This is a genomic window from Pseudoduganella lurida (assembly GCF_007830455.1).
GTDB classification, from domain to species: domain Bacteria; phylum Pseudomonadota; class Gammaproteobacteria; order Burkholderiales; family Burkholderiaceae_D; genus Rugamonas; species Rugamonas lurida.
The window spans coordinates 715,881-739,246 of the sequence record NZ_VLLB01000001.1; the positions used below are offsets into that span (position 1 = coordinate 715,881).

Here is a 23,366-nt window from a genome sequence, read left to right on the forward strand (position 1 = left end):
GCTGCCCTGCCATGCGCCGCGCCCTGTCGAGCCTGCGTATACTCGGGCCATGGCCCACCTTCGCATCGGCATCTCCGGCTGGCGTTACGAACCCTGGCGCAAGGTCTTCTATCCGCATGACCTGGCCCAGGCGCGCGAGCTCGAATTCGCGTCGCGCAACCTGCCGACCATCGAGATCAACGGCTCGTTCTATTCGCTGCAGCGGCCGAAGAGCTACCAGGCTTGGTACGACGCCACGCCGCCGGACTTCGTGTTCTCGCACAAGGGCAACCGCTTCCTGACGCACATGAAGCGCCTGCGCGATCCGGAGGGGCCGCTCTGTAACATCTTCGCCTCCGGCGTGCTCGCGCTGCGCGAAAAGCTCGGGCCCTTCCTGTGGCAGCTGCCGCCCAATTTCCGGTTCGATGCCGACCTGCTGGAAGGATTTCTCCGCCTGCTGCCGCACGATACCGCCGCGGCGCTGGCGATGGCGCAGCGCCACGATGCGCGCATGGATGGCCGCTCGTACCTGGAGATCGATCGAAAACGCAAGCTGCGGCACGCGCTGGAGATCCGCCACGAGAGCTTCAACAATCCCCTCTTCATCAAGCTGCTGCGCAAGTACAAGGTGGCGCTGGTGGTGGCGGACACCGCCGGCAAGTGGCCGGACTTCGAGGACGTGACGGCGGACTTCATGTACCTGCGCCTGCATGGCGAGAAGGAGCTTTACGCTGGCGGCTACACGGATGCCGCGCTGGACGACTGGGCCGACCGCATCCGCGCCTGGAGCACCGGCGGGCAGCCCAAGAATGCCCGGCTGATCTCGGCCGTGGCACCGCCGCAGCGCGCCAGCCGCGACGTGTTCTGCTACTTCGACAACGACATCAAGGTGCATGCGCCGTTCGATGCGCGGCGGCTGCTCGCACGGCTGGGCGCCGACAGGGATCTGCCGGCGCTCGACGATCCACGCCAGCTATAGGGGCGGCATGGCGCTGGCGGGCTTGGCCTCCGACCGCTGCGCGCGGTAGATGCCGGCCTGTCCCGAGAACAGATACGCCACCACGCAGCCCAGCGCCGCATACGGGCCGATCTCCGGTCCGAACAGTTCCAATGCCATCACGGTGGAGGCCAGCGGCGTATTGGCCGCGCCCGCGAAGACGGCCACGAAGCCCACGCCGGCCAGCATCGCGAACGGCAGGTGCAGCAGCGGCGCCAGCGCGTTGCCCAGCGTCGCGCCGATGAAGAACAACGGCGTCACTTCACCGCCCTTGAAGCCGGCGCCGAGCGACGTGACCGTGAACGCGAACTTGCCGAGCGCATCCCACAGGGGCAGCGGCTGCTGGAGTGCCTCCACGATGACGGGGATGCCCAGGCCGACGTAGCGTTGCGTGCCGAGCGCCCCTGCGGCCACCGCAACCACGACGCCGCCGATCAGGGGGCGCAGCGGCGCATACGCCACGTGCTGCTTCATGAAGCCGGCGAGACGGTGCGTGGCCCTCGCGAACAGCAGCGCAGCCAGGCCGAACGCGATACCGGCGATCATCGTCGCGGCAACCGTCCATAGGGTGATCGCAGGGATCGCGCCCGCCCCGTAATGCGTGTGGTGGACGCCCCAGGCCAGTCCCACCTGGTCGGCCAGCAGCGCCGCCAGGGTGCAGGGCAGGATCGCATCGTGGCGCAGGCGTCCGATGACGAGCACCTCGAGACCGAAGATGGCGCCGGCCAGCGGCGTGCCGAACACGGAGGCGAAGCCGGCGCTGATGCCGGCCATGAGCAGGATGCGCCGGTCTTCGGGCTTCAGCCGAAGCAGGTTCGTGAGCTGGTCGGCCAGCGCACCGCCCATCTGCACCGCCGTCCCCTCGCGGCCGACCGAGGCGCCGAACAGGTGCGCGAGCACCGTGCCCGCCAGCACCAGCGGCGCCATCCGCAACGGCACCACTTTTTGCGGATGGTGGATCTCGTCGATCAGCAGATTGTTCCCCGTCTCGACCGTGCCGCCCCACCGCAGGTAGACCCAGCCCACCGCGAAGCCGGCAAGCGGCAGCAGCCAGATGATCCAGCCGTGCTGCAGCCGGTACGCCGTCGCCGCCTCCAGTGCGAACAGGAACAGCGCCGACGCACTGCCCGCCAGCGCCGCGACCGCGCCGGCAATCAGCGTCCATCTAAGCAGGTAGCGCAGCGCGGTGAAGGCAGGAGCGAGGTGGGCAGTCATCGGCGCGAATATAGCACGCAGCCCCCCGCTACTGCCGAGCCCGTGTCACACCGTGGGGTCAGGCGTAGTGACACGAACTCGACACTAGCAGGATGGACGGTTTGGGCTCCCTCTGAAGCAGCGCCAGAAAGTTGCTGTATTTTCTCTACAGCTGTGCTCGTGTCACTACGCCTGACCCCACAGAGTGACACGAGCTCAGCAGTTAGTGGTGGTCGTGGCCGCCGCCGCGGGTGACGTCCACCGGGGCGCCGGTGGCGGGGGCCAGGGCGGGCATGCCGGGCGCCTGCGGGGCGGGTGGCAGGTTGCCGGTCCATTCGCGGGCGACGGTGCCGGGCGGATGGCGGTAGTGGCCGGGGTCGCGGTAGTCGCCGCGGGGCTGGTCGGGACGGACCTTGAGCAGCGTGAACATGCCGCCCATTTCGATCTCGCCGAACTGGCCGGTGCCCGTCATCATCGGCAGCGTGTTTTCCGGCAGCGGCATGCGCATGCTGCCCATCGAGCCGCCCTTGTCGCCCATCACCATGTAGCCGGGCACCAGCCGGTTGATCTTCTCGGCCACGCCACGGTGGTCGACGCCGATCAGGTTCGGCACGTCATGCCCCATCGCGTTCATCGTATGGTGCGACTTGTGGCAGTGGAAGGCCCAGTCGCCCGGATTGTCGGCGACGAATTCGATGGCGCGCATCTGGCCGACGGCGATATCGGTCGTCACCTCCGGCCAGCGCGCCGACGGGCGCACCCAGCCGCCATCGGTGCCCGCCACCTCGAACGTGTGGCCGTGCAGGTGGATCGGGTGGTTCGTCATCGTCAGGTTGCCGGCGCGGATGCGCACCCGGTCGCCCTGCCGCACCACCAGCGGATCGATGGCGGGGAAGGCGCGGCTGTTGAAGGTCCACAGGTTAAAGTCCAGCATCGTGTTGACGCTGGGCGTGTAGCGGCCCGGCTCGATGTCGTAGGCGTTCAGCAGGAAGACGAAATCGCGGTCGACGGCATGCTGGCGGATGTCCTTCGGGTGCGTCACCCAGAAGCCCATCATGCCCATCGCCATCTGCGCCATCTCGTCCGCATGCGGGTGGTACATGAAGGTGCCGGCATGCCGCGCCACGAACTCGTACACGAACGTTTTACCGGGCTGGATGGCCGGCTGCGTGACGCCCGATACGCCATCCATCCCGTTCGGCAGGATCTGGCCGTGCCAGTGCACGCTGGTGTGCTCCGGCAGCTTGTTCGTCACGAAGATGCGCACGCGGTCGCCCTCCACCACCTCGATCGTGGGACCGGGACTCTGCCCGTTGTAGCCCCACAGGTTGGCGTGCATGCCGGGCGCGATCTCGCGCACCACCGGCTCGGCCACCAGGTGGAATTCCTTCACGCCGTCCTTCATGCGCCATGGCAGGGACCAGCCGTTCAGCGTGACGACGGGGTTGAAGGGGCGTCCGGTGGCCGGCGCGGGCGTTACCGCCGTCGCGGCGGACGACTGCACCGGTGCCTCGGGCAGCGTGGCGGCGCCGGCGCGGCTGACCATGCCGGCGCCCAGCAGCGTGGCACCGGTGAGGAAGGATCGACGGTTGGTCATGGGTGTGCTCCAGGTTCGGTGGTGGCGGTCCGGCCGCCCAGCGCGGCGTCCAGCGTGGCGGCCGCGATCCAGTAGTCTTTCTGTGCCTCGATGGCCGCGGCCACGGCCACGGTCTGTTCGCGGGCATCGGCCAGCAGCTCGAAGGTACTGAGCAGCATGCCGTTGTAGCGCAGCAGCGTCTCGTCCGAGACCCGCTTGCGCAGCGGGATGACGACGTCGCGGTAATGCTTCGCCAGCTCGAACGACGCGCGGTAGGCGGCGTAGGCTTCGCGCGCCTCGCTGCGCGCCTGCGTGGCCGTCTCGGCCAGCCGGTTCACCGACTGCATGTACACCGCCTCGGCGCGGCGGGTGCGCGCCGTGCCCCAGTCGAATAGGGGAATCTCCAGCGTGACGGCATAGCCCCGCTGCTGCGGTTCGCCCGGACTGCTCTCGCGCATGGCGCCCAGTTCCAGCACATTGATGAAGCGGGTGGTGCGCGCCAGGCCGAGCAATGCGGCGACCCGCGCCGTGTCTTCCTGCGCGGCCTGCACATCCAGCCGGTCGCGCAGCGCGGCTTTGTCGACATCGGCCAGTTCGCGTGGCGTGGCCGGCAGGTCGGGCAGCCGGTCCGGCAGCTGGAAGGCTTCGTCGAGCCCCAGCAGCCGCGCCAGCCGTTCGCGCGCCGCGACAGCGCCTTGCGTGGCCCTTCCCGCTGCGGCCAGCGCTTCGGCGTGAAAGGCCTGCTCGCGCGCCTCGTCGTACTGGCTCCAGTTGCCCGCCTTGCGCATGCGCGACGCGAGGTCCGCGCTGGCATCGGCCGCCGCGCTGACCGTCTTCGCATAGTCCACGGCCTGCGCGCCGCCCACGGCCTCGTAGTAGGCGCGGCGGGTGTCGGCCGCCACGCGCAGCGCTTCCTCCGTCACGCGCAGCTGCGTGGCCGCGAACAGGCGGCCTTCGATGCGCGCGGCCAGCGGCGCCGTCAGCAGGCTGACCACGTTGAAGGTCAGCGAACGTTCGATCGTCTTGGCGCCGCCGCCCTGTTCGTGCTGGTAGCCGAAGGCAGGATTCTGCAGGCGCCCGGCCTGCACCAGGTCCGCTTCGGCGATGCCCAGTTCCCAGTAGGTGGCCTGCAGGCCGCGGTTGTTCAGCAGGGCGATGCGCACCGCATCGTCGGCGCTCAGTGGTTTCGCCAGCAGCGGCCGCAGCTGGTCGGCCAGCGCGCGCCGGTCCCCATCATTGCGCAGCAGCCGCGCCGGTGCCCCGGCCCGCGCCTGTGTCGCACTGTCGACGGCATTCATGCCGCCATCGGACGAAAACGTGGCGCAGCCGCCCAGCAGCAGCGCGCACGCTGCCGCCATCATCGTTGATTTCATTGTTGCTCTCTATCGTGGAAGCCTGCGATGCAGGCCGGACCGGTCAGCGGACCGGCGCCAGGTCGTTCACCGGACGAAGCCCAGTGCATGAGGCTCTGTGCAAAAGGCTCAGTAAGCAAAGATCAGTGCACGAGGCTCTGTGCAAAGGCTCAGTGAACAAGACTCACGCGCGTGACTGCCTGGGCGGCCGCTCGGGACCGGCGAGATCGACGGCGGCTGGCGCCATCGCAACGAAGGGAATGGTGACACTGTGGCCGGCCGGCAGGGATGGCGCGGCCGGCAGCGCGGGCGCCAGGGCGGCACCGGCGCAGCAAGCGGCCGCACTGGCGCACTTGGCGTGGCTGTGACCCGTGCCGCTGTCGTGATGCGTCGATGCTTCGTGTGCCTGGGCAGCCAGCATCGCCGCGTGGTCGTGCGGACCGTCCGGCATCGGCATGGCCGGCGCGGCGGGTGGCGCTGGCTGCGGACCACAGAACAGCATCGTGGCCGAGGCGAAGCCCTGGAACGGGATACCCGCCAGCAGGAACCACAGCAGCAATGTGCGGAGCAGCGCTTTCATCGGCCGAATGGTATCACGCGACGCGTCGATCTTCACGAATGCCTGGCGCGTTGGGCCATCGGGCGAAGGGCCAGCGCGTGCCTCAGGCGACAGGAAAGAGCAGCGTCGCTCAGGGCGCAGGCGCGGCCTGGCGACGCTCGCAGCGCGCCGCGAACGCCTTGCGGACATCGGCGTCCGAGATCCGGTCGACTTCGGCCGGCGCACAGGTGCCGTCCGTCAGCGTCATCTGGTCGGCCGTCAGTTGCGGATCGACCTTGCCGCAGGCGGCCAGGACGAAGGCCAGCGCGGCCAGGGCCGCGATCGTTGGGAAGCTGTGCATGATGGGTCCTCGTAATCGATCAGCGCCGGGGAAGGTCGGCGGCACGGCATTCTTGCACAATCGGCGCGGCGGGCAAAGCACGACTGGCCGCCGCCGGGGCATCGATGCTATCGTGCGGGTTTCGTCCGCCCGCACCCCATGCCTTCCACCGCCAGCACCCACCCGCAGCGCCCCGCCCCACCCGCCCCTGTCCTGTATGGCGCGCTGCTGATGTCGCTGGTCTCGATCACCGTCGGTGCCTCGCTCGCAAAAGGCCTGTTCCCGGCCATCGGCGCGGCCGGCACCACCGCGCTGCGGCTGGCGTTCGCGGCGCTGATCCTGGGCGCCGTGTTCAAGCCGTGGCGGCTGGACCTGCGCCGCCAGTGGCGCCCGATGGTGCTGTATGGCCTGTCGCTGGGCGTGATGAACCTCAGCTTCTACAGCGCGCTGGCCTATATTCCGCTGGGCGTGACGATCGCCATCGAGTTCTCCGGCCCGCTGGCGGTGGCCGTGTTCACGTCGCGCCGCCGCATCGATTTCCTGTGGATCGCGCTGGCCCTGGCCGGCATGGCGATGCTGCTGCCGCTGCGCGAGTCGGCCGCGGCGCTGGACTGGCGGGGCATCGGCCTGGCCCTGCTGGCCGGTGCCTGCTGGGCCGTGTATATCCTCGCCGGCAAGCGTGCCGGCGCCGCACATGGGCCGGCGGCGGCCGCCTGCGGCACCGCGATTGCGGCCGTGCTGGTGGCACCGGTCGGCATCGCGCTGGCCGGGCCGGCGATCACGGCGCCGGCGGTGCTGTTGGTGGGCGTCGGCGTCGCGATCCTGTCCAGCGCCATCCCCTATTCGCTGGAGATGGTGGCGCTGCGTCACCTGCCGGCCAACACGTTCAGCACCCTGCTCAGCGCCGAACCGGCCATCGGCGCGCTGATGGGCCTCGTGCTGCTGGGCGAACACCTGACGGGCACGCAGTGGCTGGCCATCGCCGCCATCATTGCGTCCACCTGCGGCGCGGCCCTCACCAGCGGCGCCGGCAAGACCGCTGCCGGCAGCGAGCCTGCACCACCGCCGGTGCTGTAAGCCAGCACGCCGCTACAGGCTTGGCGTTCGCGGTGGCTCCTGATTCAAGGCGCACTGCCGCTGCAGTTCGCAGCGACGCCGCCCGCAATGGCGCCCTTTCGCTGACCGGCGCGCTACAGATCGAAGGCGCGCTGCACGAACCACAGCAGCGCCAGCAGCGCGATCAGCAGCGACCCGCCGAACAGCACGCCCTTGCGGTAGAACGCCGAGCCGCGTACCGCAAACGCCAGCGGGAGGAACAGCGCCACGATGGCCACCTGCCCCGCTTCCACGCCCACGTTGAACCCCACCAGCGCCAGCACCAGCGTGTCGCGCGCCAGGCCCAGGTCCGCCAGCACGCTGGCAAAGCCGAAGCCGTGGATCAGGCCGAAGAGGAAGGCGGCCACCCAGCGCCGTCCCGCCACCACCGGCCGCAGGTTGTTCAATGCCGCGACGACCACCGAGGCCGCGATCGCCGACTCCACCCAGCGCGACGGCAGCGCCACGAGTCCCAGCGTCGCCAGCGTCAGCGTCACCGAGTGGGCGACCGTGAATGCGGTGACGATCTTCAGCACATCGGTCGCCGCAGCGCGGAACGTGGCCACCGGCTGCCACTGCCGCTCGCGCCACACGAGCACGGCCGGCAGCAGCAGCGACAGCAGGAACAGGATGTGGTCGAAGCCGATCCAGATATGCCACACGCCCGTGCGCACATAGCTGCCGAACTGCGCCAGCCGGCCACCGCCCGCCAGCGCAAAGGTCTGCCGCGCATTGTCCGGGCCCAGCACGGCCGTGGCGCTGTCGGTCCCGTCGGCGGCGCGCAGGCGCAGCAGGCCGCGGTGCTGCGGGTCGATGTCGAACAGCAGCCGGTAATGCACATCCAGCTTGTCGACCGCCTCCGCGCAGGCGCCGTGGAAGCGCAGCACCGTGTAGGCACCATCCGTGTGGTCGTCGACCAGCTGGGCGCCGGCCGTCAGGGGACAGCGGTGGCCGCCGCTGCCGAGCTCCAGCCGGGACAGCGCATACGCCGCGATGGCCTGGTGGCGGCCGCGTACTTCGTCCCATGTCAGCTCGCCGTTGCCATCTGCGTCCAGGCCCAGCGCGGCGTCCAGGTCGCGCAAGGCGATGTCCCACTGGCCTTCCACGTTGGCGCCGTTCACCGTGAGCACCAGGTAGCTGTCGCTGGATTTATGGGCCTGGGCCGGGGCCATGAGCAGGCAGGAAAGCAGTACCAGCAGCAGGCGCCCCATCATTTCGGCACCCCGGCCAGCAGGCGTGCGATCGCCACGTCCTCGATCTTCGTTTGCGCGACCCAGGCACGCACCGTGTCGATGCCGGCGCGGTCATGGGCCGCGATGGCGCTCTCCAGCAGGATGCGCAGGTCGGCCGGCTCCTTCTGCACGGCCCAGTTGCGTTTCGCCAGTTCGATGGCGCGCGCCGGCTGCCGGTTCAGCACGAGTTCGAAGCGGGCCTGTTCGCGCTGGTGCACCGTGTCGCCGCGCAGGGCGGCCGCGTCGAAGCGGTCGCGCAGCAGCGCCGTCACCTTCGCCGTGTCGGGCGCGCCGGTCGCCTGCAGCGCAAGCCCCAGCCGCAGCAGCAGCGCATCGGCCTTCTCGTGGCCGCGCAGCAACGGCACCACTTCCGCCGCCCGCTTCCGGTCGAGCAGGAAATCGGCGTAGGCGCCCAGCAGGTAGCTGTCCGCGGGGCCCAGCGCCAGCGCCTCCCTGAAATGCGTTTCGGCGGCCGTGGCGTCGCCCAGCCGTGCCGCCATTTCCGCCAGCAGCGTCAGCACCCAGTCGGCGATCGACGCGTCATCGGGACGGCGGGCCGCGTAGGTGCGGCGCAGCGCCTGGTAGCTGGCGTTGGCGGCCCCCGTCACGCTGCCCACTTCGGCCAGGCAGGTGCGCAGCACCAGGTCCGGCGCGATACCGAACAGCTTCGCGCAGCTCTGCCGCGCACCGGCGAAGTCGCCCGTCACCTGCAGCACGGTGGCGCGCGTCAGCCAGGCCTGGGCATCGCCCGGCGTGGTCTGGACGAGGTGATCGAGATCGCGCAGCGCCGCGGGGAACTGGTGCGTGCTCTGCAGGATCGTGGCGCGCAGCAGCTGCACGGGCGGCGGCGGCACGGGCTCGTTCCACCACGGCGCCAGCGCGGCCTGCGCATAGCCGAGATAGCGGGGATCGGCATCGCCCCGCGCCAGCGTGACATAACGCCGTGCCACCGCGGCGGCCAGCACGGGATTGCGCGGATCGGCGGCCAGTTGCGCGCGCGCGGTCGCCAGCGCCTGCTGGGCGGGGTCGTTGCGGGCAGGCAGGCGTTCGAGCACTTCGGTGCCGCTGGCGGGAATGCGGGGTGCGGCAATGGCGGAACTGGCGTGGAGGGAGAGGATCGCGGCCGAAGCCGCGGCAAGCAGGAAAACGTGTCTGGTCATGTCGTTATCGTTATGGGAACCCGCTTCAGAATGACCGGTTTGCCCGGCAGCAGCCAGCGATTTCAATCGTGCGTGCTGACAATTTCGAACTTTTGTTGTTTTCCGATGCCTAAGACAATCCAATACAAAACCGGGAGGCGATCGGGACAATAATTATCGTTGTCTTATGCAAATATGTTCGCCAGCCCACAGAGCGAACCGGGCGGCACGCCTACATTTGCGGACAGGCGCATCCTGCGTGCCCAGGTGTGCCGGGTAGAAGTTCAACAATCAAATTTAAAACAAGGAAGACAAACCATGGGCAAGTATCGTGCGCCTTCGCTGGCGCTCCTGACGGCCGCCGTCCTGGCAACCCTCTGTACTCCCTCCTTCGCATCGAGCCATCGCGAAGCACCATTCATCACGGGCGCGCCGAAAGTCGACGGCACCGACCTGTACATGTTCCGCAGCTATGAACCGGGCCGTGCCGACTATGTCACGACCATCGCCAACTTCATGCCGTTCCAGGATCCGCAGGGCGGCCCGAACTTCTACCAGTTCGACAATAACGCGCTGTACGAAATCCACTTCGACAACAACGGCGACGGCAAGGAAGACATCACGTTCCAGTTCCGCTTCACGAACACGCCGAAGAAAACGGCGCTGACGGTGGGCGGCAAGTCCGTGACGATCCCGCTGATCAATTCCGGCCCGATCTCCGGCGTGAACCCGGCCACGCTGAACGTGCGCGAGACCTTCACGGTCGACATCGTGCGCGGCGACCGCCGTACCGGCACCCGCACCCGCCTGACGGGCACCGGCGGCGCCACCAGCTTCGACAAACCGGTCGACAATATCGGCGACAAGTCGTTCGGCAGCGCCACCGGCTACGAGACCTATGCCAACCAGCACATCTACAACGTGACAATCCCCGGCTGCAGCGGCCAGGGCCGCGTGTTCGTGGGCCAGCGCAAGGAACCGTTCTACATCGCCGTGGGCAAGATCTTCGACCTGTTCAACCTGAACCCGCTGGGTGCGGAAGTGGGCGGCAACAAGAACGACCTGGAAGCAAAGAACGTCAGCTCGATCGCGCTGGAACTGCCGATCGGCTGCCTGGTCGCGGGCAGCGATCCGGTCATCGGTGCATTCGCCACGGCCAGCATGCGCCAGGGCCGCCTCCTCAACCCGACGCCGGCCAATGGCCTGAACACGACGCCGAAAGAAGGCGGCGCCTGGACGCAGGTCTCGCGCGTCGGCATGCCGCTGGTGAACGAAGTGGTGATCGGCATGGAAGACAAGGACCGCTTCAACGGTTCCAAGCCGAAGGACGACGCGCAGTTCATCAACTACGTGACGAATCCGACGCTGCCGGCACTGGTGGAAACGCTGTTCCCGTCCGCCAAGGCACCGACCAACTTCCCGCGTACCGACCTGGTCACGGTGTTCCTGAAGGGCATTCCTAGCCTCAACCAGCCGGCCAATGTGACGCCTTCCGAAATGCTGCGCCTGAACACGTCGATCGCACCGAAGGCCGCCGCGGCGCAGAACGCGCTGGGCGTGGCCGGTGGCGATACGGCCGGCTTCCCGAACGGCCGCCGTCCTGCCGATGACGTGGTCGACCTGTCGCTGCGCGTGGCCATGGGGGCCCTGTGCGCGCTGACCGGCACGGCCGATACGCTGAAAGTGGGTTGCAAGCCGACCGACGCACCGGCCGGCGCCCTGCCGCTGACCGATGGCGTGCGCAAGGATGCCACCGCGTTCAAGACGGTCTTCCCGTACTTCAACACGCCGCTGCCGGGCAATAACTAAGGAGTCGCCATGGACCGCAAACGACTCCTGTCGGGCCTGATCGCCGCAGCCGCCACCATGGCCCTGCTGGCCGGCTGCGGCGGCGGTGGCAGCAGCCATGACGGCAGCTCCACCACCACGCCGCCACCGACCACCACGCCGCCGACGATCCTCGATGCGTTCATCGATGCCGTCAACCTGGTGATCAACGGCACGGCCGAGGACACGGAACCTTCGTCGACCGACAACGTGACCGCCACGACGCCGGAAGACAAGGAACCGCGCACGCTGTAAGCACGGCGCAGACGTGAACCGGGGGTACCGCAGCAATGCGGCACCCCCGTTTTTTTTTATGCCTCGGCCTTTCAGCGGAACTGCTCGGGCGCGCGGCCGATCGGCTGGTCGAGATTGGCCAGGTACCAGGCCAGCGTGGCCAGCACGGCCGTGTGGCTCTTCAGGTCCTGCGGCTGCACCTTGTCGAACGTGTCTGCCGGGGTGTGGTGGTAGTCGAAGTATTTCGACGAGTCCACCAGCGGCAGGAAGCTCGGCACGCCATCGGCTTCCAGCGCGTGCAGGTCGCCCGCGCCGATCACGTCGCGGCGCTGCAGCACGCCGGCGCCGATCGGCAGCAGCGCCGCCTGCAGCGGTGCGAACAGTTTTTCGTACTGCGGACGAATCCCGGCCAGCACGCCGAAGGTGCGGCCCGCGGCGCCGTTGTCGCTTTCGATCGCGGCGAACTGCTTTTCCAGCGTGGCCCTGTTGGCCTGGTGGTAGGTGGCCCCGCCCTTGCCGCCGTTTTCCTCGTTCATCCACGCCACCATGCGGATGGTGCGGCGCGGCTGCAGGTTCAGCTTCTTCAGGGTTTCCAGCACGCCCATCGACGCGGTGACGCCGGTGGCATCGTCGTTGGCGCCGGTGGCCAGGTCCCAGGAATCGAGGTGGCCTGAGACGATCACCACTTCATCGGCCTTGTCGGTACCCGGCAGGTCGGCGATCACATTGAAGCTGTCCGCATCCGGCAGGGTCTTCGGCGTGAGCACCAGCTTCATCGTCACGGGACCGCGCTTCGACAGGCGCGCGATCAGCATGGCGTCTTCGGCCGTCACCGCCGCTGCCGGGATGCGGCGGTTCTCGTCGAGGCGCGTGACACCGGTGTGCACCACGCGATAGTCGGCGCCGCCCACGGAGCGCACCAGCGCAGCCGCCGCACCCAGCTCGGCAGCCATTGCCGGACCGCGCGTGCGGAATGCCGAGCCGCGGCCGTAGGCGGGACCGGCCAGGCCGCGGTCCGCCATGCCCTGGTCGAAGGCCACGTCGAACAGCACGATGCGGCCCTTCACGTCCGCCGCGCGCTCCTTCAGTTCCTCGAACGAACGGACGACGATCACCTGCGCCGTCAGGCCGGCGGCCGGCGTGGCGCTGGAGCCGCCCAGGGCCGTGAGGACCACGTTCTGCGTGACGTTCTTCGGCCGCCCCGTGTACTCCACCAGCTGCGCCTTCTCCTCGCCGCGCACCCAGTGCGGCACTTTCACCGGCTGCAGCGTGACCTTCGCGCCCAGCTTGCGCATCGCCTCGGCCACCTGCTCGACGGCCGCGGCGGCGCCGGGCGAACCGGACAGGCGCGGGCCCACCAGGTCCGTCATGTCCTCCAGCCGCTGGTAGGGCCAGTCGCTCGCCATCGCGGCATCGCGGATTTTCGCCAGCGTGGCGGGATCGTTGGACTGGGCGACGGCGGCGCCGCTGGCGCACAGGCTGGCGACGAGGGCGGTCAGGAGGGGCTTACGAAAATGCATGCGGTGGCCTGGAAAAGAAGTGTAAGGAACCTGTAACGATAACCCATGTGACAATGTTTTGCAGCAATACCCGGACGCTCCCCTTCGGCCCGCAATGCGTTGACCTGCCTTCTTCCTTCGCATAGCATGGCCGGATGCTCAAGGGACCCCTCTGCACCGTGCGGCACCTGCTGAACACGGACCTGAACACCTTCATCGCGCTGGTCAACGACCTGCCTTCGCGCGGCGACTACTTTTCCAGCCAGTTCAAGTCGCCCGAGACGATGCGCAAGGAATTCCTGCAGAACGGCTTCGTCACCGAGGACAGCGAGCTGTTCGTCATCGAGGACGAGCGCCACCACATCGTCGGCGTCATCACCCACTTCAAGAGCCGCACGCCCACCACCCGCGAAATCGGCTACCGGCTGTTCGCCACCGAACTGGCCGGCCTCGGCTACACGAGCGAGGCGCTGCGCATGCTGGCCGATTACCTGTTCCGCGTGCACACCTGGCACCGCCTGGAAGTGCTGGCCGCGCCGGAAAACGGCGCCTCGGTGCGCGTGGCGCAGAAGTGCGGATTCACCGAAGAAGGCCTGCTGCGCGGCGCATTCTTCATCAACGGCCGCTACCAGGACGTGAAGGTGCTCGGCCTGCTACGGCCCGAGTGGGCGCGGCAGCAGGATCACCGGCCTGGCTGACCGCCAGGTAACGAAGTCCGGGAGGATGTTGCGGACCGTACTTGTTACATACCCTGTTCGGTTTGTAATATTCTGTATGAGCACTGGAGGTTCCCCGCCAACCCGGTAAAGTGGTTCCCATACCAAACGGTTCGCGACCGGTTCCGGTCCACCGCGCTAAAGGAGAAACAGCATGTTCAACCACAAACGAATCCTGGGTGTGATGGTGCTCGGCGCCGCCGTCACGGTGTCGTCCACCGCGTTCGCAGCCGGTGACCGGGACTTCAATACCGCGGCCGGTGCCGTGCTCGGCGCCGCCATCGGCAGCCAGAATGGCGGCGGCGGTGCACTGGTCGGCGGCCTGGTCGGCGCAGCAGTCGGCAATGCCGTCAGCTCGGACGGCCGTCATCACCGCGGCGGCCGCGGCTACGTCGAAACCCGCGTCTACGCCCAGCCGCAGCCGGTGTACTACGAACCTGCCCCGGTCTACTACGCACCGGCACCCCGTTACGTGCAGCCGGCCACCGTGTACGTGGAACCGCGCCGCGTGTACCGCGATTACTACTACGACGCACCGCGTCGCGGCTATGACCGTTATGACCGCTACGACCGTCATGATCGCCATGACCATCACCACCGCCGCTGATCCGCAGCGCGCATGAAGAGGCCCGGGGATTCCGGGCCTTTTTTTTTGGCGCTGTCACGCGTACCTGTGGAATGAACTGAACCATTCGGCGGAACAGGTGTCTCAACCGATGTCGACGGTGGATCCAGCCGACCTCGAATCGTTGTGTTGCCGTGTTCCCGTCGCGATATAGGGCTGTTCCGTGGAAAGGCCGGGCCCGATGGGCGACCTCTGGCTTCCTGGCGCCTTCACCAGCCTGTCGCCACGCCATGGGCTCCCTGCATATCTACAACACGACCGACTGCCGCAGCGCCGGTCTGCCGGGGTCATGTGAAATCTGCTGCCCGCTCGACATCACCAAATATTGATCGATAGCGCCCGGCGATTTATTCACTGATTCGCGGAAAGAAGATGCCTGGCGAGGTGCTTCGACAAGTCGGACAGCCAAATCCCTCGTTCGCCGTATTCGGAACCGGGATCGCCGATCCCGGGCGCCGAACACTCTTATTTTTGCTTTGGTACCGATATTCTGTCCAGATTGCATTGCACAGTTCCAGTTGGGAATATCTGTCGCGACCACGTTATTTGGAGCATCGTTTTTCATTCCTAAATGACTTGACCACGGCAGAATCATGAAATTATTATCATTGTCGGTAGCAGCATAAGAGTGACGCCCACTTACTCGCATTGGTTCCGCGCGGGCGGCGTACTTGTGTAGAAATATTTATTGTTTTTAGTAAATTCCACTCTTTGTAATCGCGAGCTTTACAAGTTCGCAGGCATTTTGTTTCAGAATCCCCAGGGGTCGAACCAGGTGGCAGCGCCGATGCCGGACGTCAATGGCGCTATGGCGGAGTCGCGAAAGGCCGGCACCTGAAGGCTCGGAGGGTCTCGGCCAAGCATGGTCGACAACTTGTATCGATATTTTGATTTCGAAAGGACGAACGATGTTCCGAAAAATATTACTGGCTATCGCGGCAGCCATCCTGGCGATTTCGGCAAATGCGGAGACGCTTGATTTCGAGGCCGAGGCTGGCGGTTATGGTTATTACCCGTACAGCTTCGTCGAAGACGGGTTCAACGTCAATTACACCCCGGTCAGCGTATTCGGATTCTATATTATCGATGACCCGGCGGATCATTTAGGCCAATGCAATCCGGCATGTGCCTCCAACGGCACGACGGCTTTTTATTCTTTCAACGAAAGCAGTGTCACGATCGATCGCGAAAACAAAGGTTTGTTCTCGTTGACCTCGCTGGACGTGGCCCAGACATTCACGGAACACGATCGCCCCCTGACCCTGACGTTGATTGCGACGGGAATAAACGGCACCGTCACGACCGAGATCTTCGTCGAAACAAAGGCGGCCGAAAAATTTTCAACCTTCACGTTCACCAATTTCGTCGATATTTCGTCGCTGACGATCGTCGGCTCGGAAGAGTTTCCGGAGTTCGCAATCGACAACGTCGTTCTCTCCGTCTCACCCGTTCCCGAACCTGCGTCCTGGGCGATGCTGATTGCCGGCCTTGGCGCCATTGGCACGGCAGTTCGCCGCAAACGTGCAATGGGCGGCGTCGCTTGAACTGGTCGTTGCCTGTCCCGCCAGCCGCGGCGGCAGGTGTTATTCGGGCTGGCGATCCCAGCATTCCTTGCTCAACATAAAGGTTTCAAACGTGAAGACTTCAGCTCGTTTTGTTCTCGCACCGGCTGCGCTGGTTTGCTGCTTGACCGCCCCGTTCGCTCACGCGGCAGGGAATTTCTGGGACCTTGGATACGGCATCACGGCTTCCGGCGCATCGGCGAATGGCAGCGTTGTCGGCGCCTACAGTGACAGCGGGTCGTACTATATGTGGACCGCTGCCACCGGCGTGACGTCCATCGGCGGGGCATGGGAAGGTGGTGTCGCCAGCGTGTCGGCGGACGGCACGCGCATCTCCGGCTCTGCCTACGGAAACGACGGCCAGAGTTATGCGGGCTACTACTCGGTCGGCACCGGCCAGTGGACGACGCTGGGCGGCATCGGCGGCACCTCGGGGACGTCGGCCAGCGCCGGCTGGAATATCTCCGGCGACGGGAAGACCGTGGTGGGCCTGGGCTGGGTCGATGGCGGTACCGCCCATGCCATCGCGTCGACTCCCGGCGGCACCATGCGCGACCTGGGTTCGCTCGGGGGCTCGTCACGTGCCAACGGCGTGTCCGCTGACGGCAGCCTCATCGCCGGCTGGGTCGAACAGCCGGACGGACAATGGACCGGCGCCTACTGGCAGAATGGCGCACTGCATAATATGGTTGACGGTCAGGGCAATGCGCTGCGGGAAGCGGACGCCGTGTCGGCCGATGGGCGCTGGATCGTGGGGAATGGCGACTTCGGCCAGACCTGGCGCTACAACACCGCAACGCAACAGACGGAATGGCTGGGTGACCTCGACGCGCTGGGCGACTTCCAGGGGGCGACCGGTATCTCGGCCGACGGCAGCGTGATCGTCGGCTACGATCGCGGCTTTGGCCCCGCTGCCTACGGCCAGGGCACCATCTGGATCGAAGGCCAGGGGATGCTCAATTTCACCGACTACATTCTCAGTCAAGGAGTAGACCTTGGCGGCCGCACGCTTGCCTTGCCGCTCGGCGTTTCGGCCGATGGACACACGTTCTTCGGCACGGACAGCGACGGCAGCAGCTTCGTGGTCACGGTGTCACCGGTCCCCGAACCGGCCACTTATGCCATGATGGCCGGGGGACTCGCGCTGCTGGCCGCGCGCCGGCGCATGCGTCGCGGTTCGGACAAGAACCGGTGAGCCAGACCTGCGGCTTCGCTTGGTCCCGCTTGCTCGACAAGCGGTTCGAACTGTAGGGGGACAGAAGCGTCGTCCGGCGTGTGCAGGCTCATCCCGAGCTGCACACGCCCGGGGCCCGTAATGAGATTCAGGTGAGAATCGCAAAAAAAACAGCGCTGAATTCTTTCACTCTCTGCAAGAATGCATTCCGAGCGCCGGGCATTATCATCGCCGGCGAAAAAGAGGATGATCGAGGACCGGGCCGCTGGCGGCCCTTCCCGAGGAGCGTTCATGCCTGGATTCCTGGAGATTGCCACCACGCCGTCCGTGCAGGCCGTGCAGGAGCAGATGGGCAGCGCCGCCCAGTGGCGCAACATGGCCGGCCGGCGCGCCTTCACGTTCGACCGTTTCACGGAGCACGAAACGGACTTCATCGCCGACCGCGACAGTTTCTACATCGCGACCGTCTCCGAAACGGGCTGGCCTTATGTGCAGCACCGCGGCGGTCCGCGCGGCTTCCTCAAAGTGCTGGACGAGCGCACGCTCGCCTTTGCCGACTACACCGGTAACCGCCAGTACATCAGCACCGGCAATGTGAACGCCAACCCGCGCGGCTGCCTGTTCCTGATGGACTACGCGCGGCGCGCCCGGCTGAAGATCTTCGCGGAGATCGACATCGTGCCCCTCGATGCCGATGCCGCGCTGGCCGAACTGGTGGCCACGCCCGGCTACAAGGGCCGGCCGGAACGCATCTTCCGGCTGCACCTGCAGGCCTTCGACTGGAACTGCCCGCAGCACATCACGCCGCATTACACTGAGGAGCAGGTGACGGAAGCCGTGCAGCCGCTGCGCGACCGGCTGGCCAGCCTGGAAGCCGAAAACGCCGCGCTGCGTGCGCGCCTGCATACAGGAGAACAACGATGACGACACCCGCCGACAATCCCCGCCCGCCCCTGCCGCCATTCACATTGGAGACGGCCAGCGAAAAAGTGCGCCTGGCCGAAGACGGCTGGAACAGCCGCGACCCGGACCGCGTGGCGCTGGCCTACACGGTCGACAGTTTCTGGCGCAACCGCGCCGAGTTCGTGCAGGGCCGCGAGGCGATTGCCGCCTTCCTGCGCCGCAAATGGCAGCGCGAACTGGACTACCGCCTGATCAAGGAGCTGTGGGCATTCCGGGACGACCGCATCGCCGTGCGCTTCGCCTACGAATGGCACGACGACAGCGGCAACTGGTTCCGCTCCTACGGCAACGAGAACTGGGAGTTCGACGCGAACGGCCTGATGCGGCGGCGCCTGGCCAGCATCAACGACGGTCCGATTGCCGCGGCCGACCGCAAGTTCCACTGGCCGCTGGGCCGGCGGCCGGACGACCATCCGGGTCTGTCCGAGCTGGGGTTCTGAGGCCTTTCCCCCTCCCCCGGCTAGCACTCCGTGACCCCACGGAGATGCCATGCCGGACCAGACCACCTTCCTCACCCTCGCTCGCGGACCCTACCGGCTGCGCGAACAGATCGGCGCCTCCGTCTACGGCACGATCTGGCGCGCCGAGGGACCGGCCGGCTCGCCCGACGTGGCGCTCAAGCGCATCAACGAAGCGCAGATGGCGCGCGCCCTGCCGGGCCAGCGCGAACGGTGGATCGCCAGCGCCTGCAGCGAAATCACCTTCCTGCAGGCGCTACAGCCGTGGGACGGCCGCCACGTGGTGCGCCTCGTCGACAGCGGCTGGCACGACGGGCTGCCCGTGCTGGCACTGGAACTGCTGGACGGCGACCTCGGGCGCCATGTGGCGCGCCGCCGCGCACAGGACGATGCGCCCGCCTTTGCCGAAGTGCTGGACTGGATCACGCAGCTGAACCAGGCGCTGGCCAAGGTCCATCAATACGGCTGGCGCTACCTGGACCTGAAACCGGCCAATGTGCTGGTGGACGCGGCCAGCGGCACCGTGAAGCTGGCCGACTTCGGCACCAACCGCCTGCTGGAAGCGGCCGGTGCGCACACCTACTGCGGCACCGCGAACTGGCAGGCGCCGGAACAGTTCTTCCCGGCCCCGGGCGGTGGCTATGCGACGGGCCGCCACAGCGATTACTTCGCGCTGGGCGCGCTGCTGTACTTCCTCGTCACCGGCGCCGCGCTGCGCTGGTGCAGCACGTGCGGGGACGCCTATCGCGAACACCTGGCCGATGGCGCGCGCGTGCTGCGCGGACGCGGCCCGCTGCCGCCGGTGCTGGCGGACGACGAGGCCGAGCGCTTTGCCGCGCAGGTCCCCTGCATCTCGCAATATCCCGCGCTGGCGCTGCTGCAAGCCTTGCTGGCAGCGGACCCGGAAGCGCGCCCCCGCAATGCACTGCAGATCAGCCGCCTGCTGGGCCGCATCCGCGCCGGCCTGGCGGGCCGTGAGGCGCTGGTGCGCCGCGGTGTCGCGCAGCTGGAAGGCCAGGCATGAGCCGGCGGCTGCTCTGCCTGGCACTGGTGCTGCTGCTGGGCCTCCAGCTGTTCGCGCTGCTGCGCGCACCGGCGATGTGGCTGCCCGCGTCCATCGCGGTGCATCTGGACCGCGCCGGCGAAGTCACACTGACGTCATCACAACTGGCCGCCATACAGGCCGAGGGTATGCGCATGACGCTGCGCCGCGCTGCCGATGGCGCCTGGCGCATCCGGGCCGCGGGCGAAGGCCGCCCGCCGCTCCTGCGGCGCGACGGGACGGACGAGAGGCTCGGTACGGTCGATGTCAGCAAGCTGCGCACCTTCCAGGTCGGCGGGAAGGCCTGGACAGTCGAACAAACGGGGGATGGCGCCATCGCCTTCACGGAGGGCCAGTCGCACTGGCGCTACGACGGCGCCACCGTCCATCGCGACGGTACCGCCCAGCCTTCCTGCCCCGCGGCGTCGCTGTCGGTACGTGCGCTGGCGCTGTGGAACCGCCTGATGCCGTCCGCCCTGACCGTCGCCCGCCCGCTCGTCTTCGGCGGCAATCTGCATTGCGGCAATCGGATTGGCGTCGCCGAGATCGAACCCGGCAGCGCGCAGATCATGCGGCAGCGCGACGCACTCGTGCTGGCTTCCGCCATCGGTAGTCCGACCGTCGTGCTGGCCGGCGCCGCGAGCCTGCGCGACGACGAACGCAGCCTGCACGGCGTGGAGGCGCTGACCCTGGGCCGCACCCGCTACCAGGTGGACTTGCACGGCGACCTCCTGACGCTCTCCCCGGCCCGCCGCGTGGCGCTGTTCGCCGTGCCCGAAACGACGCTGCCGCCGCAGGTAGCGTGGCAGTGGCGCCAGCGCGCGCTTTGGCAGGGCAGCCCGGTCGTGTGGGTTCTCACATTGGCCGCGGCCGCGGCACTGATCGCCATCGCCGTGCTGACGCCACCAGCCCCGCGCCGCCGCGGCAATATCCTCGGCCCGGTGCACGTGGCGCGGCAGGCGCGTTCGCGTGCCGGCCTCCTCGTTCGTCATCTGCATGGCCCGGCCGCCGCGCTGGTCCTGGCCGCGGGCGTCGCCGCCGTGCTGCTGCAGCGGGCCGGCACGCCGCCCTCGGCCGCCTGCTCGCTGCTGCTGGCTGCCTGCGCGCTGGGCTGCTGGCTGCTGCCAGGCCGCGCGACCTCGCCCGCCGCCAGCGCCGCGCTCGTCCTGCTGGGCGTCGGCCTGCTGTGCCAGCTGGACCTGGGCCTGGGCGGCGGCGACACGGAATGGCTGCGCTACTACCGCAAGACGACGGCGCTGCTTGCGGCCGGCAGCGGTGCCGTCGCGCTGTGGCACATCTACGGCCGGGGCGTGACCGTTTCGCAGCGGCGTATCGAATGGCTGCTGGCCGGTGCCGCCGGCTTTGCCCTGCTGGCCCTCGCCGCGCAGGTGCTGTGGGGCGACGAGACGGGCGTGTTCGACATCCAGCCCGTCGAGCCGGCTAAGCTGGTACTGACCCTGCTGACGGCGCACTGCCTGGCGCTCAGAATGGGCTGGCGTGCCGACCACCGCGCGCAGCCCGGCCATGGCGCGCGCTGGCTGCGCCTGATCGCGCCGGCGCTACTGTTCCTGGCGCTGCTGGGCTGCGCCCTGGTGCAGGTGGACGACTACTCGCCGCTGATCCTGCTGTCGCTGTGGACCGGCGCGATGCTGCTGGCCTACGCCATCTCGGCAAAACGATGGCTGGCCGCCGGTACGCTGGCCTGCGTGGCGATTGCCGGCATCGCGGGCGTGACGGCACTGCGCGAGGCGGGACCGGAACGGCTCTCGGCGCTGCCATCCTCGTTCTACGCGGACCGCTTCCAGGTATGGCTGGAACCGGCGCGCCATCCGCACACGGGCCAGCAGCTGCAGCAGGGCGCGGCGGCGATTGCCGACGGCGGCTGGTTCGGCACCGACGGCCTGTTCGGCCTGCGCGCGCTGGGCCAGCCGGCCGGCGGCGTGATGGCGCTGCCGGCCGTGCAGGACGACTTCGCGCCCTCCTTCCTGCTGCACCGCCACGGCCTGCTGGCGGCGCTGCTGCTGTGGTGCGCCCAGGCCGTGCTGGTGGCGGGACTGGCGCATGCCGGCATCCGTTGCGGGGTTGCCGCTGCCGCAGCGGGCGGCTTCCGCCAGGCCTGGCTGCTGCGGCTGCAGGCGTTCACGCTGTGCGGCGGCGCGGCCTTCGTCGGCGGGCACCTGCTGCTGTCGTGGGGGACCAATCTCGCCATCCTGCCCGTGATGGGCCAGCCGATGAGTTTCCTGTCGGCCGGCGGCAGTCACCTGCTGTTTTTCCTGCTCCCCCTGCTAGCCATCCATGCCGGGGCGACGCCGCCCGCATCCCTTCAGGAGTAACCATGCCGATCTATGTCCAACACGAAGTCCTGGGCCGCATTCCCGACGTGTTCAACGCCGAGGCGATCTGGCAGGCCCCGGGCCTGGCGCTGTTCGCGCGCCGCCCGCTGCTGCGCGACCTGCTGGAACGCTGCCCGCGCGAACAGCGCGGCCGCGCCGCCACGCGCTGCTTCTCCCACATCACGCTGCGCCTGCCGCAGGAAGACGTGGACGACGACTACCATCTCACGCGCGGCAACCGCGCCCGCGAACTGAAACAGACGCTGGCGGCGCTGCACCAGAAGGACTTCGGCGACCTGCTGGGCTCCGACCAGGTGCGCTACCACGTCACCGGCGGGGACGACCTGCAGCCTGGCGAGATCGAGGTGCGCTTCGGCCACGCCGTGTACCTGCCGGGCGCGGACGAGAAGGTGCTGTTCAACGTGAGCGCCTCCACGGATGGCCGCGACTGGCGGGCGCTCAATCCTGTCTACCCGAACCAGCGCCTGGCCGTGCTCGACGAGGCCAGCACGCCGGGCTGGCCGTTCGGCGGCGGCGCCACGCTGTTGCTCATCAACGAAGGACCGGACGCACCGCCGGTGCTGCAGGTGCGCCCGAAGGATGCGCTGGACTGCCGCCGCGACGAACGCCAGGACTGCTGGATCGTCACGCCGCGTCAGGACCCGCAGGGCAAGCGCCTGCTGCTGAAAGCCGTGCGCAGCGGCGCACCGGTGGTGCCGGCTGCCGCCGCCCGGCCGGCTGTCTGGCAGCCGCGTCCCGCCGTCCCGGCCGGCGATGAACCGACGGCGCTGCCCGTTGCGGCACAGCGCCGCCCGGCGTTCCGCCCCGGCGAAAGCGATGCCACCTTTGCACCCGGTTCACGCCAGTGCATCACGCTGGCCGCGCTGGCGCTACCGCGGCTCAGCCGTTACCGCAGCACGGGCGCCACCTCGCTGTCCGTGCCATTCGACCGGGCGCTGGCCGTTGCGGCAAGCGGCGAAGCGGCGGTCACCCTGGTCGCCGGCGCGGACGATGCCCTCCACGCCGTCACGGCAGCCGGTTGCGAACGCATCGAGGCACCGGCCACGTTCACGCCAACCGGCCAGCGCGGCATCCGCCTGCTGCCGGCGCCGGGCGCGATGGCCGAGCGCTACTGCGCGCTGGTGATGCTGCCCGTGCCGGTCGCGGCGCCCGTCACGCAGGGTACCTTCGGCCGCGGCAGCAGCGCCCTTGCCGCCCTGCGCGTGCTGGACACGCCGCGCCTGCTGGGTGGCGACGAGGGCGCCCTGCAGGCCAGCCCGGACCGCATCGGCCTGTCGCGCAGCGCGTTTGCCTTCGCGGCGGGCGTGCGGGGCCTGCAGATCACGCGGCAGTCGGCCACGCAGGCGCTGTACCACTTGGATGCGGAACTGCGCTTCGTCGGGCCGATCGAAGGCGATGCGCCGTTCACGCTGCCGCCCGGCCACCACGTGGTCGCCGGCCACTACGTGCTGCGCTGCGACGCATGACGGC

Annotated in this window: 21 protein-coding genes; 13 read left to right on the forward strand and 8 right to left on the reverse strand. The window is 68.1% G+C overall.

Annotated features, from left to right (window positions below; all coding sequences use genetic code 11):
- Positions 1-49 precede the first annotated feature (49 nt).
- Positions 50-958 (forward strand): DUF72 domain-containing protein, encoded by a 909-nt coding sequence (locus IP91_RS03085; protein ID WP_145647294.1) that lies wholly within the window; start codon positions 50-52, stop codon positions 956-958.
- On the opposite strand, the gene IP91_RS03090 is transcribed toward IP91_RS03085, so the two are convergent.
- The 5 genes from IP91_RS03090 to trbK all read right to left on the reverse strand — a co-directional run bounded on the left by IP91_RS03090 (position 953) and on the right by trbK (position 5,997).
- On the reverse strand, positions 953-2,191 hold the full coding sequence (locus IP91_RS03090) for a voltage-gated chloride channel family protein (RefSeq protein ID WP_145647295.1): 1,239 nt from the start codon (positions 2,189-2,191) through the stop codon (positions 953-955). The two genes, IP91_RS03085 and IP91_RS03090, sit on opposite strands and share 6 nt — an antisense overlap.
- 202 nt (positions 2,192-2,393) lie before the next feature.
- On the reverse strand, positions 2,394-3,767 hold the full coding sequence (locus IP91_RS03095; protein ID WP_145647296.1) for a multicopper oxidase family protein: 1,374 nt from the start codon (positions 3,765-3,767) through the stop codon (positions 2,394-2,396).
- Entirely contained in the window at positions 3,764-5,119 is a 1,356-nt protein-coding gene (locus IP91_RS03100) for a TolC family protein (RefSeq protein ID WP_229473796.1), read from the reverse strand. Before IP91_RS03100 ends, IP91_RS03095 begins: the two co-directional genes overlap by 4 nt.
- 163 nt (positions 5,120-5,282) lie before the next feature.
- Entirely contained in the window at positions 5,283-5,678 is a 396-nt protein-coding gene (locus tag IP91_RS03105; protein ID WP_145647297.1) for a hypothetical protein, read from the reverse strand.
- Between the two features lie 109 nt (positions 5,679-5,787).
- Complete coding sequence (gene trbK / locus IP91_RS25930; RefSeq protein ID WP_158643070.1) at positions 5,788-5,997, reverse strand: entry exclusion lipoprotein TrbK; 210 nt, start codon at positions 5,995-5,997, stop codon at positions 5,788-5,790.
- A 138-nt stretch (positions 5,998-6,135) separates the two neighbouring features.
- Between trbK and IP91_RS03115 the strand changes: the two genes are divergently transcribed.
- Positions 6,136-7,053 (forward strand): EamA family transporter, encoded by a 918-nt coding sequence (locus tag IP91_RS03115; RefSeq protein WP_145647299.1) that lies wholly within the window; start codon positions 6,136-6,138, stop codon positions 7,051-7,053.
- Positions 7,054-7,166: 113 nt separating this feature from the next.
- Here IP91_RS03115 and IP91_RS03120 read toward each other — a convergent pair whose 3' ends face one another.
- Entirely contained in the window at positions 7,167-8,282 is a 1,116-nt protein-coding gene (locus IP91_RS03120; protein ID WP_199754509.1) for a HupE/UreJ family protein, read from the reverse strand.
- Positions 8,282-9,463, reverse strand: coding sequence for a tetratricopeptide repeat protein (locus tag IP91_RS03125; protein WP_145647301.1), 1,182 nt, complete (start codon positions 9,461-9,463; stop codon positions 8,282-8,284). Before IP91_RS03125 ends, IP91_RS03120 begins: the two co-directional genes overlap by 1 nt.
- A gap of 297 nt (positions 9,464-9,760) precedes the next feature.
- Here IP91_RS03125 and IP91_RS03130 point away from each other — a divergent pair, with 297 nt between their 5' ends.
- On the forward strand, positions 9,761-11,251 hold the full coding sequence (locus tag IP91_RS03130; RefSeq protein ID WP_145647302.1) for a DUF4331 domain-containing protein: 1,491 nt from the start codon (positions 9,761-9,763) through the stop codon (positions 11,249-11,251).
- Positions 11,252-11,260: 9 nt separating this feature from the next.
- Positions 11,261-11,524: a hypothetical protein gene (locus IP91_RS03135; RefSeq protein WP_145647303.1), complete on the forward strand. Its 264-nt coding sequence runs from the start codon at positions 11,261-11,263 to the stop codon at positions 11,522-11,524.
- A gap of 71 nt (positions 11,525-11,595) precedes the next feature.
- Here IP91_RS03135 and IP91_RS03140 read toward each other — a convergent pair whose 3' ends face one another.
- Positions 11,596-13,023, reverse strand: coding sequence for a M20/M25/M40 family metallo-hydrolase (locus tag IP91_RS03140; RefSeq protein ID WP_145647304.1), 1,428 nt, complete (start codon positions 13,021-13,023; stop codon positions 11,596-11,598).
- Positions 13,024-13,157: 134 nt separating this feature from the next.
- Here IP91_RS03140 and IP91_RS03145 point away from each other — a divergent pair, with 134 nt between their 5' ends.
- The 9 genes from IP91_RS03145 to IP91_RS03185 all read left to right on the forward strand — a co-directional run bounded on the left by IP91_RS03145 (position 13,158) and on the right by IP91_RS03185 (position 23,362).
- Positions 13,158-13,700, forward strand: coding sequence for a GNAT family N-acetyltransferase (locus IP91_RS03145; RefSeq protein WP_145647305.1), 543 nt, complete (start codon positions 13,158-13,160; stop codon positions 13,698-13,700).
- A gap of 172 nt (positions 13,701-13,872) precedes the next feature.
- Positions 13,873-14,325, forward strand: coding sequence for a glycine zipper domain-containing protein (locus tag IP91_RS03150; RefSeq protein WP_145647306.1), 453 nt, complete (start codon positions 13,873-13,875; stop codon positions 14,323-14,325).
- Positions 14,326-15,251: 926 nt separating this feature from the next.
- A complete protein-coding gene (locus IP91_RS03155) occupies positions 15,252-15,887 on the forward strand; it encodes a PEPxxWA-CTERM sorting domain-containing protein (protein ID WP_145647307.1) in 636 nt (211 codons plus the stop codon).
- Positions 15,888-16,029: 142 nt separating this feature from the next.
- Complete coding sequence (locus IP91_RS26355; RefSeq protein ID WP_145647308.1) at positions 16,030-17,100, forward strand: PEP-CTERM sorting domain-containing protein; 1,071 nt, start codon at positions 16,030-16,032, stop codon at positions 17,098-17,100.
- Positions 17,101-17,370: 270 nt separating this feature from the next.
- Positions 17,371-18,003: a pyridoxamine 5'-phosphate oxidase family protein gene (locus tag IP91_RS03165; protein ID WP_145647309.1), complete on the forward strand. Its 633-nt coding sequence runs from the start codon at positions 17,371-17,373 to the stop codon at positions 18,001-18,003.
- Positions 18,000-18,482 carry a nuclear transport factor 2 family protein gene (locus IP91_RS03170; protein WP_145647310.1) on the forward strand — a complete coding sequence of 161 codons (483 nt, stop codon included), beginning with the start codon at positions 18,000-18,002 and terminating at the stop codon, positions 18,480-18,482. Before IP91_RS03165 ends, IP91_RS03170 begins: the two co-directional genes overlap by 4 nt.
- 49 nt (positions 18,483-18,531) lie before the next feature.
- Positions 18,532-19,524, forward strand: coding sequence for a protein kinase domain-containing protein (locus IP91_RS03175; RefSeq protein WP_145647311.1), 993 nt, complete (start codon positions 18,532-18,534; stop codon positions 19,522-19,524).
- Complete coding sequence (locus tag IP91_RS03180) at positions 19,521-21,875, forward strand: FtsW/RodA/SpoVE family cell cycle protein (RefSeq protein ID WP_145647312.1); 2,355 nt, start codon at positions 19,521-19,523, stop codon at positions 21,873-21,875. The genes IP91_RS03175 and IP91_RS03180 overlap by 4 nt, the downstream gene beginning before the upstream one ends.
- Positions 21,876-21,877: 2 nt before the next feature.
- A complete protein-coding gene (locus IP91_RS03185; protein WP_145647313.1) occupies positions 21,878-23,362 on the forward strand; it encodes a hypothetical protein in 1,485 nt (494 codons plus the stop codon).
- Positions 23,363-23,366: the final 4 nt, after the last annotated feature.

What these genes read in the sequence shown, in the direction of transcription:
- IP91_RS03085 (WP_145647294.1), top strand. Translation starts at nt 50, where the DNA reads ATGGCCCACCTTCGCATCGGCATCTCCGGCTGGCGTTACGAACCCTGG.
- IP91_RS03090 (WP_145647295.1), bottom strand. Translation starts at nt 2,191, where the DNA reads ATGACTGCCCACCTCGCTCCTGCCTTCACCGCGCTGCGCTACCTGCTT.
- IP91_RS03095 (WP_145647296.1), bottom strand. Translation starts at nt 3,767, where the DNA reads ATGACCAACCGTCGATCCTTCCTCACCGGTGCCACGCTGCTGGGCGCC.
- IP91_RS03100 (WP_229473796.1), bottom strand. Translation starts at nt 5,119, where the DNA reads ATGAAATCAACGATGATGGCGGCAGCGTGCGCGCTGCTGCTGGGCGGC.
- IP91_RS03105 (WP_145647297.1), bottom strand. Translation starts at nt 5,678, where the DNA reads ATGAAAGCGCTGCTCCGCACATTGCTGCTGTGGTTCCTGCTGGCGGGT.
- trbK (WP_158643070.1), bottom strand. Translation starts at nt 5,997, where the DNA reads ATGCACAGCTTCCCAACGATCGCGGCCCTGGCCGCGCTGGCCTTCGTC.
- IP91_RS03115 (WP_145647299.1), top strand. Translation starts at nt 6,136, where the DNA reads ATGCCTTCCACCGCCAGCACCCACCCGCAGCGCCCCGCCCCACCCGCC.
- IP91_RS03120 (WP_199754509.1), bottom strand. Translation starts at nt 8,282, where the DNA reads ATGGGGCGCCTGCTGCTGGTACTGCTTTCCTGCCTGCTCATGGCCCCG.
- IP91_RS03125 (WP_145647301.1), bottom strand. Translation starts at nt 9,463, where the DNA reads ATGACCAGACACGTTTTCCTGCTTGCCGCGGCTTCGGCCGCGATCCTC.
- IP91_RS03130 (WP_145647302.1), top strand. Translation starts at nt 9,761, where the DNA reads ATGGGCAAGTATCGTGCGCCTTCGCTGGCGCTCCTGACGGCCGCCGTC.
- IP91_RS03135 (WP_145647303.1), top strand. Translation starts at nt 11,261, where the DNA reads ATGGACCGCAAACGACTCCTGTCGGGCCTGATCGCCGCAGCCGCCACC.
- IP91_RS03140 (WP_145647304.1), bottom strand. Translation starts at nt 13,023, where the DNA reads ATGCATTTTCGTAAGCCCCTCCTGACCGCCCTCGTCGCCAGCCTGTGC.
- IP91_RS03145 (WP_145647305.1), top strand. Translation starts at nt 13,158, where the DNA reads ATGCTCAAGGGACCCCTCTGCACCGTGCGGCACCTGCTGAACACGGAC.
- IP91_RS03150 (WP_145647306.1), top strand. Translation starts at nt 13,873, where the DNA reads ATGTTCAACCACAAACGAATCCTGGGTGTGATGGTGCTCGGCGCCGCC.
- IP91_RS03155 (WP_145647307.1), top strand. Translation starts at nt 15,252, where the DNA reads ATGTTCCGAAAAATATTACTGGCTATCGCGGCAGCCATCCTGGCGATT.
- IP91_RS03165 (WP_145647309.1), top strand. Translation starts at nt 17,371, where the DNA reads ATGCCTGGATTCCTGGAGATTGCCACCACGCCGTCCGTGCAGGCCGTG.
- IP91_RS03170 (WP_145647310.1), top strand. Translation starts at nt 18,000, where the DNA reads ATGACGACACCCGCCGACAATCCCCGCCCGCCCCTGCCGCCATTCACA.
- IP91_RS03175 (WP_145647311.1), top strand. Translation starts at nt 18,532, where the DNA reads ATGCCGGACCAGACCACCTTCCTCACCCTCGCTCGCGGACCCTACCGG.
- IP91_RS03180 (WP_145647312.1), top strand. Translation starts at nt 19,521, where the DNA reads ATGAGCCGGCGGCTGCTCTGCCTGGCACTGGTGCTGCTGCTGGGCCTC.
- IP91_RS03185 (WP_145647313.1), top strand. Translation starts at nt 21,878, where the DNA reads ATGCCGATCTATGTCCAACACGAAGTCCTGGGCCGCATTCCCGACGTG.